Origin of the sequence: Rhodococcus sp. IEGM 1409, from assembly GCF_030056735.1 — a bacterium.
Lineage (GTDB): Bacteria > Actinomycetota > Actinomycetes > Mycobacteriales > Mycobacteriaceae > Rhodococcus_F.
The window spans coordinates 983,499-997,689 of the sequence record NZ_JASHKN010000001.1 but is presented as its reverse complement, the minus strand read 5'-3'; the positions used below and the strand labels follow the sequence as shown (position 1 = coordinate 997,689).

The window sequence follows — 14,191 nt, the reverse complement described above, 5'->3', positions numbered from 1 at the left end:
CTCAGTTCTCCCGAATTGTGGATCGTGGGTCGATGAGAGCGAGCACCACGTCGACGATGAAATTGATGAGAAGGACGATGGCGCCGTAGATCACGACCAGTGTCTGGGCGAGCGGGTAGTCCTTCTCGGTGATGGACTTGACCAGCGCCATGCCCATGCCGGGCCAGGCGAAGATGCTCTCGATGAGCACGGTTCCGGCGATCAGTGCGCCCAAGAGGAGTCCGGCAAGCGTCAGCGTCGACGTCAAGAGGTTGGGCATTGCATGACGGAAGTAGATTCGTGCCACAGTCATTCGCTTGGCGCGCGCCGTGCGGATGTAATCCATGTCCAACACGCCGAGCGCCTCTGCACGTACGATGCGCGACATCGAGGCGATGGCACCGATCGACATGGCCGCGACCGGAAGGATGTAGCTTTCCGGTCCGCCGCGGCCGGCGACGGGAAGAACAGGGAACGTGACGGCAAAGAGGTAGACCAATGCCGTGCCGAACATGAACTCGGGGATCACGGCGATGGTTCCCGACGTTGCGGTGTAACCGATCTCGACTCCGCGTCGTCTACCGTTGCGGGTCAGTGCAGCGAAGATGAGGCCGATCGGAATGCCCAGTACCAGCACCGTGACGACTGTGAGTACAGCCAGTTCGAGCGTTGCCGGTAGGCGGGACGCGATCACCTCGAAGACCGGAGTCCTCAAGGTGATCGAGTCACCCGGATTCCCGCTCAGCAACCCGCCGACGAATCGGAAGTACTGCTGCCACAAGGGAAGGTCGTAACCGAGCTGAGACCTCGTTGTCTCGACCAGTTCGACCGGTGCGTTCATTCCCAGCGCCAACCGCACCGGGTCGCCCGGAATCAGTTGGAGCATCAGGAACGCAGCAGTCACCAGCGCCCAGAGTGAAATCACGAAGGTGCCGAAACGGCGCAGCAGATATGCAGGCCAGCTGTCGGACTCGAGCCACTTTGCTCGAGCCTGAGGCGCCGCTTCTGGTTTCGCGGCTTCAATAGTTTGACTCATGGGCTGTCTTTCCGGAGGGCGGGATGCTGGGGCGGGAAGAGATTCAGTGCGGGATGCTGCCTACTGGTACAGACGCAACGCAGAACCGGTGTACGACTTACCGAATGCGAGCCCAGCTTTGTTGAAGTACACGTTCATGACCGAGTCGGCGAAGGGCACAGCGGAGAACGACTTGGTGATCTCCGACTCGGCGTCGGCCCAGGCATCACAAGCCGCGTCGCCGGTCAGGCCGGAGGCCTTCGTTGCTGCTGCTTCGTATGCGGGGTTGCTGACCGACGCGAAGTTCTTGCCTGCTGCGGGAATCGGCCCGGCGAAGTACGCGGCGAAGGTGCTGGGGAGCGGAGTGTTGATCTGGACCCACGCGATGTCCCAGGCAGAGTTGTCCTTGCCACTGAGAATGACGTCGATGATCTTGTTCGAGTCACCACCGGTCACCTCGACGTTAGCGCCGAGTTCGGACCACGCCGACTGAGCAAGTTCGGCTGCTGCGTTGCGCGGATCGTCGACGCCGTCGTAGACGAGGCGAAGGTTCAGCGGCTTGCCGTCCTTGCTTCGCTTGCCATCAGAGCCGGCAGTCCAGCCCGCCGCATCCAGGGTTGCCTTTGCGGCAGACAGATCGAAGTCGGGAACGTTACCCGCGACAGAGTCGTAGACACAGGCGCGCGGTTCGACGCCGACGAGACTGGTGGCCCGGACACCGCGCCCCGCAGTGATGACCTGAGTGAGGTCGTCGAGATTGACTGCTTGGATCAGTGCCTTACGCACTGCGGGATCACTGGTGGGATTGCTCGCGATCTGATTGAAGTACATCTGACCGGCGGGATTCGGCCTCAGGACTGAGTCCAGGTTGGCGGCGTCTACGCGGTCCTTGTCCGGCCCTCCGATCGGGGCGGCATTGAGCTCACCCGAGAGAAGCTGGTTGGCTGCTGTGCTGACATTGGGTGCCATGGCGGCGACGACCGTCTTGGGGACACCGGGGGTGTCAGAGGTGGTTCCGTCCGGGCCCCAGTTGTAACCTTCACGACGCTCGAACGTGTAGTGGTCGTTGGGGACAACTTCGGTGAGTTCGAACATGCCGGTACCGAGAGACTTCTTGTTCGAAGCGGTCGGGTCCTCGAGCCCGGCGTCACACATGATCGCCAGACGGGCGCCGACGTTCAGAAGAAGGAACGGGCTCGGCGCCGCAGTGGTCACCGTGACGGTGCGGGTCGCGGGATCAGCGGTTGCAGTAGCGCCGGTCGGCACGGTCTGGCCGCGCAACTGTGAACCGTTGTCCGGATTCGCCACGAAGTTGATGTTGTCGGCGACGGTCTGCGGAGTCAGCGTGGACCCGTCGGTACAGGTCACCCCTTCACGAATGGTGAAGGACGCGGAGGTCGGGGTTTCTTCCCACTTCTCTGCCAACCACGGTTTGATTTCACTCGTATCAGGATCCTGGTAGATCAGGTAGTCGTAAGCCAACTTCGACATTTCGCCAGTTGCCGAGGACGCCGCCATGATCGGGTTGAGTGCGCCCGGATCGGTCTGCATCGCAAAACGGAAAGTCCCGTCCGTGGCCGGTTCACCGCCACCCGAGCCCGAGGACGTCCCTCCCGAGCCACAAGCGGACAACACGAGAGCGAGCCCTGCGGCTGCTGCAAGTGTTGGATAGAAGCGGTGTTTCATGGTGCCTCCGTGAAGGAGCAGGGGCCCGAGCGAAAAACGTGAGGGCGCGGTTGAGTGTTGACTGCTAAATCTTGGCGTATGACGTGACGCGCATCTCTGTCGATCCTCACGAAAATCGGGTCGATTTTCGTCCGCTCCCACGAAAATCGGCATGATCAGTGAATACCTGTCTGTATGCGGACAGCGACCGGCGAAACAGAACGTTTTCCCCGGTCGCTGCAGCACGGTTACTCGTACAACCGAAGAGCGGAGCCGACATAGTTGCGGCCGAAGGCGAGCCCCGAATTGGAGAAGTACAGCGTGGTGATCTGGTCGGCGAACGGAATCGCCGAATTGGCCTTGACGATCTCCGACTCGGCCTCCGCCCACGCGGAGCACGCAGCATCGCCGGTGACTGCTGACGCCTCGGCTACCGCCGCGTTGTAGTTCGGATTGGAGATGGACGCGAAGTTCAGTCCGTCGGCCGGAACGGGGCCGGAGAAGAAGGGCACGAGCATGCTCGGCACTGCAACGTTGATTGTTTCCCACGCCACGTCCCACGCGGAGTTGTCCTTGCCACTCAGCGCGACATCGAGAATCTTGTTGGCGTCGCCGCTGATCAGTTCGACGGTTGCGCCGAGGTTCGACCATGCCGAGAGCGCGAGATCCGCCGAGGCGTCGGACGAGTCACCGAGTGCCTCGTAGAGCAGTCGGATCCGCAACGGCGCGCCGTCCTTGCTGCGCTTACCATCCGCGCCGACCTTCCAGCCCGCAGACTCGAGAGTTGCTGCCGCTGCGTTGGGATCGAAGGCGGGTACGTTGCCGGTGACCGAATCGTAGACACATGCGCGTGGTTCGACGGACACCATCGTGCTCGAACGTGTGCCACGTCCTGAGGTGTAGATCTCGGCGAGATCGTCGAGATTCAGCGACTGGACGAGAGCCTTCCGCACCGCTGGATCGCTTGTCGGATTGCCCGGCGTGTGGTTGAAGAACATGTCGCCGGACGGGAAGGGCTGCCTGATCGTATCCAGCGGCGCAGAGTTCAATCGGTCCTGATCCGCGCCGGATACCTGTGCAGCGTTCAGATCGCCGGACAGAAGTTGGTTTGCGGCGGTACTCATGTTCGGGACGATCGACGCGACGACGGTTTCCGGTAGACCGGCCGTGGTCGAGGTCGTGTCGTCCGGTCCCCAGTTGTAGCCCTCGCGCCGGGCGAAGGTGTAGTGATCGTTGGCGACGGACTCGGTCATCTGGAACATGCCGGACCCGATGGTGGTTTTGTTCGCCGCTGCCGCATCCGTCAATCCCGCCTCACACATGATCGGCAGGCGGGCCAGGTTGAGGAGCAGAAACGGGGACGGTTCCGGGGTAGTGACCGTCACCGTCCGGGCCGCGAGATCATCAGTGGCAGTTGCGGTTGCAGGCACGTAGACCCCGCGGAGAGCGGACCCGTTGGTCTCGTCGGTGACGAAGTTGATGCTGTCTGCGACGGTGCGGGCCGTCAGTGCGGATCCGTCGGAGCACGTGACACCGTCGCGAATTGTGAACTCGGCTGAAGTGGTTGTCTCTGACCACTTTTCGGCCAGCCAAGGCCCGGCGTCCCCGGTCTCCGGATCGACGTGAATCAGGTAGTCGTAGCTGAGGCGCGCAAGACTGTGGGCGTAGGTGGACGTGGTCATCAACGGATTCAGCGCTCCTGGGTCACCGAACAGTGCCAGCCGGAACGTTCCGTCCGTGACGGGTTGGCCGTTGTTACCGCCGGGCGACCCGCTTGACGAACAAGCCGACAAGAGAAGGGTCGCGCAGCCGGCGACTGCCAGCACGACGCAAGTACGTTTTTTCATGGAGCCTCCGGTGGCAGAATCCTTGGCCCAAGTCGAAAACAGATGCAGCGGGCAAGGAACGAATGACGATTGGACGACACTAACGCGACGACCCCTCGGTCGTATCGTGGCAATTCACGAAAGTTCGGAGACTCTTCGTAGTGAATTACGGTCGCCCGGCCCGGTCGACTCTGAGCGTCGATGCACAGTTGTCGAACGGGCAGGACGTCGAACCACTACTGGTACAGGCGCAGGGCCGAACCGATGAAATTGCGGCCGAATGCAAGACCCGCATTGTTGAAGTAGAGAGTCGTGATCTTGTCGGCAAAAGGTACCGCCGAGTTCGCTTTGATGATCTCGGACTCAGCGTCTGCCCAAGCGGCACAAGCGTCCTCGCCGGTCAGTCCGGAGGCTTTGACGACGGCTGCATCGTAGGCAGGATTGGAGATCGACGCAAAATTCATTCCCGCAGCGGGCACCGGACCGGAGAGGAAGGGGACCAGCATGCTGGGCAGCGCGACGTTGATCGGCTCCCATACAACGTCCCAGGCCGTGTTGTCCTTGCCGCTCAGTGCGACGTCGAGAATCTTGTTCGAGTCGCCGCTGGTGAGTTCAACGGTGGCGCCCAGGTCGTTCCATGCGTTGAGTGCGACGTCGGCGGCAGCATCGGTCGAGTCACCGAACGTTTCGTAGACCATCCGAAGTCGGAGCGGTGCGCCGTCCTTGCTGCGCTTACCGTCGGCGCCGATCTTCCATCCTGCAGATTCGAGAGTTGCTGCGGCTGCGCTGGTGTCGAAGGCGGGCAGGTTTCCGGCGATGGAGTCGTAGATGCAGGCCCGCGGTTCGATGGACACCATCGTGGTCGACCGGGCTCCGCGACCGGCTGTGAAGATCTCGGCGAGGTCATCGAGATTGAGAGCCTGGACCAGAGCTTTGCGTACGGCAGGATCGCTCGTCGGATTGCCGGGACTGTGGTTGAAGAACATCTCGCCCGCCGGAGCCGGCTGCGTGACGGTGTCCAGGTTCGCGGCGTTCATGCGATCCTGGTCGGGGCCGGAAACCGCTGCGGCGTTCAGATCACCGGACAACACCTGGTTGGCCGCTGTGCTGTTGTTCGTGATGATGGACGCGACGACATTCTTGGGTACTCCGGCCGTGTCCGAGGTGGTGTCGTCCGGTCCCCAGTTGTATCCGTCGCGCCGGACGTACGAGTAATGGTCGTTTGCGACTGCCTCGGTCATCTGGAACATGCCCGACCCGATGGTCGTCTTGTTTGCCGCCGTCGGATCCTTCAACCCGGCATCGCACATGATCGGAACGCGCGCCAGGTTGAGAAGCAGGAACGGAGAGGGCTCCGGAGTCGTGACCGTCACTGTCCGCGTCGCCAGGTCGGCGGTGGCGCTCGCCGTTGCCGGTACGTACACCCCGCGAAGAGCGGATTTGTTTGCGGCGTTGGTGATGAAGTTGACGTTGTCTGCGACAGTCTGAGCAGTCAGGGCGGACCCGTCGGTACAGGTGACGCCGTCGCGAATGGTGAAGGATGCGGAAGTGGTTGTCTCTTCCCATTTTTCGGCGAGCCACGGCTTGGTGACGCCGGTATCGGGATCTGGGTGGAGCAGATAGTCGTAGCTCAGACGTGCCAGTTGGTGTGCCGGCGAGGCGGCGGTCATCAGCGGATTCAGTGCACCCGGGTCTGCGACGAGAGCCAATTTGAAGGTGCCGTCGGTGAGGGGCTCACCACCGCCTGAACCCGACGAGCCGCCCGACGAGCACGCGGTCAGGGCAAGAACGGTGCCGGTTGCTGCAGCCAGTAGTGCGTAGGACCGTTGTTTCATGCTGCCTCCGGAAGATGTAGTCCCGACCCGAGCGACGCGCGGTCTGTCGAGTGGGGAGCAAAAGACGATTGCATGAATCTTCACCCAACGAAAGAAGGAGAGCATCGTCCGAATTTACGAAGGTTCCGTGAGATTTGGTAGATCGCTACGAAGCCACCGGGTAGAAGAGACGAATCTGAAGCATCAAGCTGAATCGGGTCTCGGGGTCGTCGAGATCGATGCCGGCGATTCCGGCAAGCTTCTTGAGGCGGTACCGAAATGTGTTGACGTGGATGTGAACCAAAGACGCAGCAGCCGGAATGTCGCCGAACGTGTCGAGCCAGGCGCGGAGAGTGTCGACGAGGTTGATGTCGTGCGTGTGGTCGTATTCGCGCAGCACGGCGAGTGGACCCGACGCGGTCTGGTTCTCGTCCGCCAGGGCGTCGGAGAGGCGCAGAAGCAGGGAATTGATCTGCACGTCGTCGGCCCGCGCGACGGTTCGGCCCGAGGAATTCCACGTCGACCTCAGAACGCGAAGCGCTCGGTCGGCTTCGTCGCGTGACTTCTCCAGCGTCATCACGTCGGTCACCGTCGCGCCGATTCCGATGACCACCGACTTCTCCGAGCGGGAACGGTCTGCGAACTCCGACGCGATCCGGCGCACGTAGTCGTCGTCGGTCTGGTGCCGGGTGTGTGGGATGACGGCGTAGACGGTGCCGCCGATCGCTGCCGCCACCGACAGTGGAAATACCTGGTGGAGATAGGTATTGAGTGTCAGGGCCAGTTGATCGACGTCGGCTTCGGCCTCCAACGACGCGCCGGCGCCGCCACGGAAGCCGGCCGCCAGCACGGTTGCCTTCGAACGACCGTAGCCCAGTCTCTCGGCCGCTTCCTTGGCCGAAGTACCGCCACTCAGTAGTGTGATCACCTCGCCCAGCCTCAGCCGTCGTGCCGAATCCGCGGCCAGCTTGGCTCGAAGCAAACTCATGGCGGCCACGCCCGCCGCCTCGACGAGCGTTTTGACCTGCAATTCGTTCGGCTCCTCGTCCAAGATCACCCAGATCGAACCGAGGATCTGAGATGCCGCATGTATTCGCATGCCGACTCGGGGCCTGATGCCTGGCCCGATACCCGGTAGAAAGACAGGAAGGGCCGAGCCGTAGATCTTGTTGAAGTACCCCATGGACCTGAGCCGGTCGGAATAGTGCTGCGGCACTTGATGTCCGAGGACGCTCTGCTTACGTGCCTCGTCGCCGAAGGCTTGATCCGCCGAGAACGCGAGGATCCGGCTCGACTGGTTCTCGATGGTGACGGGGCCGTTCATCACCTGAGCGATCGAGTTGGCAAGGTCGAACAGGTCGGCGTCAGCGGCCGACGTGCGGTCGCCGTTGTTGCCGGATTCGAGGATCTCGTTGATCAACGACGCACTTTGGAGCCAGCTCGCATCCTTGACCATTCCGAGGAGTGCGACGTCGGAGTCGGCTACCGCCTTCTCGACGAGTCCGTCGAAGTCCAGGGGTTCCTTGACGATCAGTGCTACCGCGCCTGCCGAGCCGTATTCTCTTACCGCCGTTGCGATATCGGCCGAACCAGCGAGACCTGCACCGAGCACGACGGCGCCCGCACTGTCTTGCGTACCTTCGGACTCTTCATGCAGGGTCACGCGGCTGACGATGCGGGCGCCGTCGACGGTGTCGCCACCGCTGAGGAACGTCATTCCCAGTCTGTCGACGATGTCGACGATCGATACTCCCGTGGGTGTGGTCACCACCACACCTTAGGGGGAGCATGGTCGATCAGTTGGCAGGTTGCCCTGCTCGGTTGGTCGGCTGCTCAGCTCAGCTGGACGGTTGCTCCGCAACAGCCTTCTCGACGAACCGGCGGGTCTGATCGAACGCCGCGGGCACCTGAACGGAATTCGTCATGTCACTGATCTCGGTCCACCGCTCGGCAACGACCTCGGGGGAGAGTGCGCTTTCGGGGATGTACACGCCCTGCGACTCTTCCATGCGAGCGATCGCGAAGACGCCGGCGCCGGCGCTGAGGATGGTCTTGGTGGGCGCATCGTCGGAGACCATGAACAGTGCGCCGGGTGAAATCGATTCGGGTGCAAGCAGAGCGAGAGTCTTCTCGTCGAGGAGGTCTTCGGTCATGCGGGTCGCGGCTGTCGGGGCCAGCGAGTTGACCCGGATGCCCTTGCGTTCACCTTCGATGGACAGAACGTTCATCAGGCCGACGACGCCGGACTTCGCGGCGCCGTAGTTTGCCTGGCCGAAGTTACCGTAAATGCCCGATGCCGACGTCGTCATGAGGATGCGTCCGTAGTTCTGTTCGACCATGTGCGGCCAGACCGCCTTGGAACAGATGACGGAACCCATCAGATGCACGTCGATGACTTTGCGGAAGTCGTCGAGCTCGGCCTTGACGAAGGACTTGTCACGCAGGATTCCGGCGTTGTTGATCAAGATGTCCACGCGGCCCCACTTGGCGACTGCCGTCGCAACCATGGCCGCAACGGCGTCGGCATCGGTGATGTCGCAGTGGTCCGCGATGGCCTCGCCGCCCAGCTCGACGATTTCTGCCACTACCTTGGCCGCTGCGGTATCGGCGCCGCCACTGCCGTTGACCGAGCCACCCATGTCATTGACGACGACGCGGGCACCGCGTGCCGCGAGGGCCAATGCGTGTGAACGGCCGAGTCCGCCGCCTGCGCCCGTGATGATCGCTACCTTGCCGGAAAAATCCAACGACATTGGAAAACCTCTCTGATCTGGGATACTACTGAGTATTACTATGCGAAAGTACGGAATCAGTCAAGGTCCGACAGTTGAGTGAGGAGGAATCGAAGTCGTGAGTAGTCAGACGAGTAGTGATGTACCGGACGTGCGAACCGCGATCATCGCCAGCGCCGCTGACGCCTTCGCCGAAGACGGTTACGCGGCCACGACTGTAGATTTACTGGCCGATCGAATCGGTGCCACCAAAGGTCTTGTCTACTATCACTTTCGCTCGAAGTTCGACATCTACCTGGCAATCTACGAGCGCGGGATGAGTATGCTCCGCGCCGAGGTCGAGGCTCGGATGGACGGCGCAGGCAGCGGCCTCGCGCGTCTCGAAGCGATGTCGCACGCCCACCTGGTCAATCTCATGACACATCTCGGGTATCACCACACGATCCACCAGGGGGTCCGGGGCCAGATGAACTCGGCGCTCAAACCGAGGCAACAGCAAGTCCTGGTGGAACTGAATTCTCTGCGGCTCGACTATGAGAATCTGTTCGTCGACGTGATAACCGAAGGTGTCGCGGATGGTTCGATCCGTGCGGGTTCACCTCGAATGGCTGCAAAAGTACTGCTCAGCAGTCTCAACGGTATCGACCTCTGGTACTACAGCCGTGAAGGCCAGACTTTGGCGGAGACGGAGTTGTTGGCCGACGAGATCGTCGAACTCTTGATCGGCGGATTGCGCGCGACGAACTGACTGAAAGCTGTATTCACCGTGCGGGTTTCCTCCGGCCGATTCGTCCTGACCGCGGTTTGTCGTGCGGTTTGTCCCGCCCTGCCCGTCGGGGTAGCATGTTGGCGTCGTGCGCGGACTTGCGCAGGAATTCAGGGAAGAGGAGGTGTGGCTGTAATGCGTGGCCAACCTCCGAGTACCAACTGAAGCTGTAGCCGCGCGGGTTGATCCGGTATTTTGCTGCAGCTTCATCGTGTGTTCATCGGCTTCGGCTTTGCTGTGAAGCAAGCGTCGTCGTTCACTCTTCCCTTGAAAGCTGTTCAGCATGCGCGAATTTCGTCGTTCACGGTCGGTACTGCCACGTCGTTCTGCGGGTCTCGGCGACTCGCATCCCGGGCACTCGCGTGCCGCGCGCACTGTCGTGAAGGCGGCCCCGCCCGAGGCGGTAGCGCCCGTCGAATCGACCGTCGTCAACAGCGGCGTGTACCGCGACGGCGAGCGCATTGCGTCACCGTCCACGCTGGCGGAGGCACTGTCCTGCCTTCCGGATTCGCAGTCGATGGCATGGATCGGCATGTATCGCCCCGACGACGCCCAGTTGTATGCCGCTGCACAACATTTCGACCTGCACGAATTGGCCGTCGAAGATGCGATCGTCGCGCACCAGCGCCCCAAGCTCGAGCGTTACGGCAAGACCCTGTTCGTGGTCTTGCGGGCTGCGCGGTACCGCGACGAGACCGAGCGGGTCGAATTCGGCGAGCTGCACATCTTCTGTGGTCCTAACTTCATTCTGACCGTCCGTCACAGTGAATCGCCGGATCTTTCTGCGGTGCGGACTCGTATGGAGAACGATCCCGACCTCTTGCGATTGGGCACCGAGGCCGTTCTGTACGCCATTCTCGACGCAGTCGTCGACGGGTACGCGCCGGTGGTGGCCGGCCTGCAGAACGACATCGACGAGATCGAAACCGAAGTGTTCAGTGGCGATCCCGGAGTATCGCGTCGCATCTACGAATTGACCCGTGAGGTGATCGAATTCCAGCGGGCGACTCGTCCGCTGCTGGGGATGCTGCGCGGATTGTCGGCAGGATTCGACAAGTACCACACGGACGAGGAACTCCAGCGTTACCTCCGCGACGTCACCGATCATGCGACGACGGTGGTGGAGCGGGCCGACGGATTTCGTCAGTTGCTCGGAAACATCCTCACGGTGAACGCAACTCTGGTGTCGCAGAACCAGAACGAGGAGATGCGCAATCTGACGCAGGCAAGCTACGCGCAGAACGAGGAGATCAAGAAGGTCTCGGCATGGGCGGCAATTCTCTTCGCGCCGACGCTCATCGGAACCGTGTACGGGATGAACTTCGACGACATGCCGGAACTGCACTGGCACTTGGGCTATCCGTTTGCGCTCTCGATGATGTTCCTGACATGTGGAAGTCTCTACACGATCTTCAAGCGTCGGGGTTGGCTGTAGAAAGCGCTGTGCGCCTTGTCAACCGAGATCGGTTGGCAAGGCGCACAGGTGTTTTTCGGGAGAGGTGCTCGAATCAGAGCGTGGCGACGCAGACCGTGAACTTACGATCCGGGTGCTCGAATCCCGAGTCTGCCCCCGAACCGCATTCGTCGATCGACGTGGAGTTCTGCAGAATTTCGACGACCTCGACGACATTGGTGCCGCTGGTGTCCGAGCATTCGATGCGGGCAGGCTCGTCCATGCCGCTGCCGAGATCCATGCATCCGCCCACTACCCAGTCGACGTCGAGACAGACAGCGCCCTGCTCGTCACCCGCGAGAGTCTCGTAGTAGTACGAGTCGACATCGGACGCGCACTGATCAGAGGTGGGTACCTTGGCGACCACCTTGTAGTTGGATTCCTTGCTACCGCAATCCGCATTGTCGATCTCAGCGGCGGTCGTGGTGCCGCCGAGTTTGACGCAGTCACCGATCGACACGTCGATGTCGACGTCGCCGCCGACGTCCGAACCCTCCTGGCCGGTGATCTTCGAGGTGGTCGGGGCCGCTGAGGTAGTGGTCGAATCGGCAACCGAGGACGATGATTCCGCGATGGCTTTCGGCTCGATGTCGGAACCGCAACCGACGGTGAAGGCGGCGATTGCAGAAGTTGCGATCACCGCAGTGCAAAGTCGCCGGACGATTCCGAACATAAGGACCCCTTTGTTGATTCTTGGATAGTTCTGTTGGTTGGTAGATAGTTCGGGACCTATTCCAATACATCGGTAGTCGAATTGCCAACCGGACTGTCAGTATGGGTAAGTGGACCTACCCCTGATGCCGCCGCTTGCCCCGATGCTCGCAAAGGCCGCGGCCACCGTGCCGCCTCAGCCCGAGTCCGGTGATCCAACGTGGTCCTACGAGCCGAAATGGGACGGATTTCGAGCAATCATCTTTCGCGACGGTGATGAAGTGGTGCTCGGGTCGCGGGGAGGAAAAGACTTGGCGCGGTATTTTCCCGAAGCAGTTGAAGCCGTCAAGTCTGAATTGCCCGAGAAATGTGTAGTGGACGGCGAACTGGTGGTTCCCCGTGAAATCGAGGGTGTGACGCGCCTGAGTTGGGAAGCATTGTCCGAACGTATTCATCCCGCAGCGAGCCGCGTTGCATTGTTGTCGGAACAAACGCCCGCACAGTTTGTCGGGTTCGATTTACTTGCGCTCGGGGATCAAGACGTCTCGGTCGAGGATTTCGGTGTGCGGCGTGCGCTGCTCCTCGATTCCGTCGGCGGCGGACCGAGTTGCCACGTGACAGCAGCGACGGCAGACAGTGCCGAAGCAATGGCCTGGTTCGAAACCTTCGAAGGCGCGGGTCTCGACGGGGTTGTCGCCAAGAAGCTGGCGGGGCCGTACCTGCCGAACAAGCGCGAGATGATCAAGGTCAAACACGCCAGGACCGCGGATGTCGTACTGCTGGGCTACCGTCCCCACAAGAGCCAGCCAGGTATCGGGTCGATGCTTCTGGGTCTGTTCGACGGTTCGGAATTGAAGATGGTCGGTGGCGCTTCGGCTTTCACCGCGGCGCGGCGAATCGAGTTGCTGGCCGAGCTCGAACCTCTGAGGCTCGGGGACGACGTTGTGGCCGAAGGCGAGGCCAGTCGGTGGCGATCTGCCGCAGACCGCTCGTGGATTCCGCTTCGTCCTGAGCGGGTGCTGGAAGTGGCATACGACCAGATGGAAGGGGAACGCTTTCGGCACGCTGCACGATTCTTGCGCTGGCGTCCGGACAGGGTGCCCGACGAATGCACTTTCGATCAGTTGGAGGTTCCGGTGCGATACGACTTCGCGGATGTACTTGCAGGTGGTAAGTGATGGCGAGTCCGGCAGAGGAATTGGACGTCGACGGGATCGCGGTCCGGTTGTCGAGCCCGGACAAGATCTACTATCCGCAGCTGGGTGAGGACGGCGGAACCAAGCGGCATCTTGTCGAGTACTACCGCACGGTTGCGCTGCAGGGCTCAGCGCTGCGAGCACTCCAAGATCGCCCCACGCATCTTCAGCGGTTCCCCGACGGCATCGAGGGCGAAGAGGTCTACCAGAAGCGGCTGCCGGCGAAGCGGCCCGAGCACGTCGAATCCTGCGAGGTCACGTTCCCGTCGGGCCGCAAGGCCGATGTCCTTCGAGTGCGCAGTGCCGCGAACATCGTGTGGGCTGCAAATCTCGGGACCGTCACGTTTCATCCGTGGGCCGTGCGGTGCCCGGACACCGACCACCCGGACGAACTCCGCATCGATCTCGATCCGCAACCGGGGACCGGGTTCGACGAGGCCGTTGCCATCGCGGACGAGGTTCTTCGTCCTCTGCTCGACGAGCTGGGATTGGAGGGATTCCCCAAGACGTCCGGTGGCCGAGGCCTTCACGTCTACATCCCGCTCGAAGCGCGCTGGGATTTTGTCGAGGTCCGTCACGCGGGTATCGCCCTCGCTCGTGAGGTTGAGCGTCGTAGTGCCGATCGCGCCACCACGGCGTGGTGGAAGGAAGAGCGGGGGGAGCGCATCTTCATCGACTTCAATCAGAATGCCCGCGACCGGACCATCGCGGCGGCGTACTCCGCCCGTAAGACACCGATCGCGACCGTGTCGACCCCGGTGACGTGGAACGAACTGCGCGACGTGCACCCCGACGACTGCACCATCGCCACGGTTCCCGGCCTGCTCGCAGATCGCGGAGATCCGATGGAAGCGATGCACGACAAAGCCTTTGCCCTCGACGTTCTGCTGGAGATGTGGGAGAGGGATTTGGCGGCAGGACTGGGCGATCTGCCGTACCCGCCGAACTATCCCAAAATGCCCGGTGAACCCAAACGTGTTCAACCGAGCAAGGACCGCGATCGGAAGAACAAAGACGGGTAGCGTCAGAGGCGGACATATCGGGTAATTCGATTAGACGTCGAATGTACGGTCACGTCGAATGCACTGTGGGGG

Annotated in this window: 11 protein-coding genes; 4 read left to right on the top strand and 7 right to left on the bottom strand. The window is 61.7% G+C overall.

Going from position 1 to position 14,191, the window contains the following annotated elements:
• Position 1: 1 nt before the first annotated feature.
• The 6 genes from QM716_RS04940 to QM716_RS04915 all read right to left on the bottom strand — a co-directional run bounded on the left by QM716_RS04940 (position 2) and on the right by QM716_RS04915 (position 9,052).
• Positions 2-1,015 (bottom strand): ABC transporter permease, encoded by a 1,014-nt coding sequence (locus QM716_RS04940; RefSeq protein ID WP_283302744.1) that lies wholly within the window; start codon positions 1,013-1,015, stop codon positions 2-4.
• A 60-nt stretch (positions 1,016-1,075) separates the two neighbouring features.
• Positions 1,076-2,680 carry an ABC transporter substrate-binding protein gene (locus QM716_RS04935; RefSeq protein WP_283302743.1) on the bottom strand — a complete coding sequence of 535 codons (1,605 nt, stop codon included), beginning with the start codon at positions 2,678-2,680 and terminating at the stop codon, positions 1,076-1,078.
• Between the two features lie 227 nt (positions 2,681-2,907).
• A complete protein-coding gene (locus tag QM716_RS04930) occupies positions 2,908-4,506 on the bottom strand; it encodes an ABC transporter substrate-binding protein (RefSeq protein ID WP_283302742.1) in 1,599 nt (532 codons plus the stop codon).
• 215 nt (positions 4,507-4,721) lie between these two features.
• Positions 4,722-6,320, bottom strand: coding sequence for an ABC transporter substrate-binding protein (locus QM716_RS04925; RefSeq protein WP_283302741.1), 1,599 nt, complete (start codon positions 6,318-6,320; stop codon positions 4,722-4,724).
• 145 nt (positions 6,321-6,465) lie between these two features.
• Positions 6,466-8,067, bottom strand: coding sequence for a PucR family transcriptional regulator (locus QM716_RS04920; RefSeq protein ID WP_283302740.1), 1,602 nt, complete (start codon positions 8,065-8,067; stop codon positions 6,466-6,468).
• Positions 8,068-8,137: 70 nt separating this feature from the next.
• Positions 8,138-9,052: an SDR family NAD(P)-dependent oxidoreductase gene (locus QM716_RS04915; RefSeq protein WP_283302739.1), complete on the bottom strand. Its 915-nt coding sequence runs from the start codon at positions 9,050-9,052 to the stop codon at positions 8,138-8,140.
• 97 nt (positions 9,053-9,149) lie between these two features.
• Here QM716_RS04915 and QM716_RS04910 point away from each other — a divergent pair, with 97 nt between their 5' ends.
• Both QM716_RS04910 and QM716_RS04905 read left to right on the top strand, forming a co-directional pair.
• Entirely contained in the window at positions 9,150-9,779 is a 630-nt protein-coding gene (locus QM716_RS04910) for a TetR/AcrR family transcriptional regulator (RefSeq protein ID WP_283302738.1), read from the top strand.
• Positions 9,780-10,080: 301 nt separating this feature from the next.
• Positions 10,081-11,232: a magnesium and cobalt transport protein CorA gene (locus tag QM716_RS04905; protein ID WP_007731382.1), complete on the top strand. Its 1,152-nt coding sequence runs from the start codon at positions 10,081-10,083 to the stop codon at positions 11,230-11,232.
• A gap of 73 nt (positions 11,233-11,305) precedes the next feature.
• On the opposite strand, the gene lppU is transcribed toward QM716_RS04905, so the two are convergent.
• Positions 11,306-11,923: an LppU family putative lipoprotein gene (lppU, locus tag QM716_RS04900; protein WP_283302737.1), complete on the bottom strand. Its 618-nt coding sequence runs from the start codon at positions 11,921-11,923 to the stop codon at positions 11,306-11,308.
• Between the two features lie 109 nt (positions 11,924-12,032).
• Between lppU and QM716_RS04895 the strand changes: the two genes are divergently transcribed.
• Both QM716_RS04895 and ligD read left to right on the top strand, forming a co-directional pair.
• A complete protein-coding gene (locus QM716_RS04895; RefSeq protein WP_283302736.1) occupies positions 12,033-13,079 on the top strand; it encodes an ATP-dependent DNA ligase in 1,047 nt (348 codons plus the stop codon).
• Positions 13,079-14,119, top strand: coding sequence for a non-homologous end-joining DNA ligase (gene ligD / locus QM716_RS04890; RefSeq protein ID WP_283302735.1), 1,041 nt, complete (start codon positions 13,079-13,081; stop codon positions 14,117-14,119). Before QM716_RS04895 ends, ligD begins: the two co-directional genes overlap by 1 nt.
• Positions 14,120-14,191 lie beyond the last annotated feature (72 nt).

What these genes read in the sequence shown, in the direction of transcription:
- QM716_RS04940 (WP_283302744.1), bottom strand. Translation starts at nt 1,015, where the DNA reads ATGAGTCAAACTATTGAAGCCGCGAAACCAGAAGCGGCGCCTCAGGCT.
- QM716_RS04915 (WP_283302739.1), bottom strand. Translation starts at nt 9,052, where the DNA reads ATGTCGTTGGATTTTTCCGGCAAGGTAGCGATCATCACGGGCGCAGGC.
- QM716_RS04905 (WP_007731382.1), top strand. Translation starts at nt 10,081, where the DNA reads ATGCGCGAATTTCGTCGTTCACGGTCGGTACTGCCACGTCGTTCTGCG.
- ligD (WP_283302735.1), top strand. Translation starts at nt 13,079, where the DNA reads ATGGCGAGTCCGGCAGAGGAATTGGACGTCGACGGGATCGCGGTCCGG.
- lppU (WP_283302737.1), bottom strand. Translation starts at nt 11,923, where the DNA reads ATGTTCGGAATCGTCCGGCGACTTTGCACTGCGGTGATCGCAACTTCT.
- QM716_RS04930 (WP_283302742.1), bottom strand. Translation starts at nt 4,506, where the DNA reads ATGAAAAAACGTACTTGCGTCGTGCTGGCAGTCGCCGGCTGCGCGACC.
- QM716_RS04925 (WP_283302741.1), bottom strand. Translation starts at nt 6,320, where the DNA reads ATGAAACAACGGTCCTACGCACTACTGGCTGCAGCAACCGGCACCGTT.
- QM716_RS04935 (WP_283302743.1), bottom strand. Translation starts at nt 2,680, where the DNA reads ATGAAACACCGCTTCTATCCAACACTTGCAGCAGCCGCAGGGCTCGCT.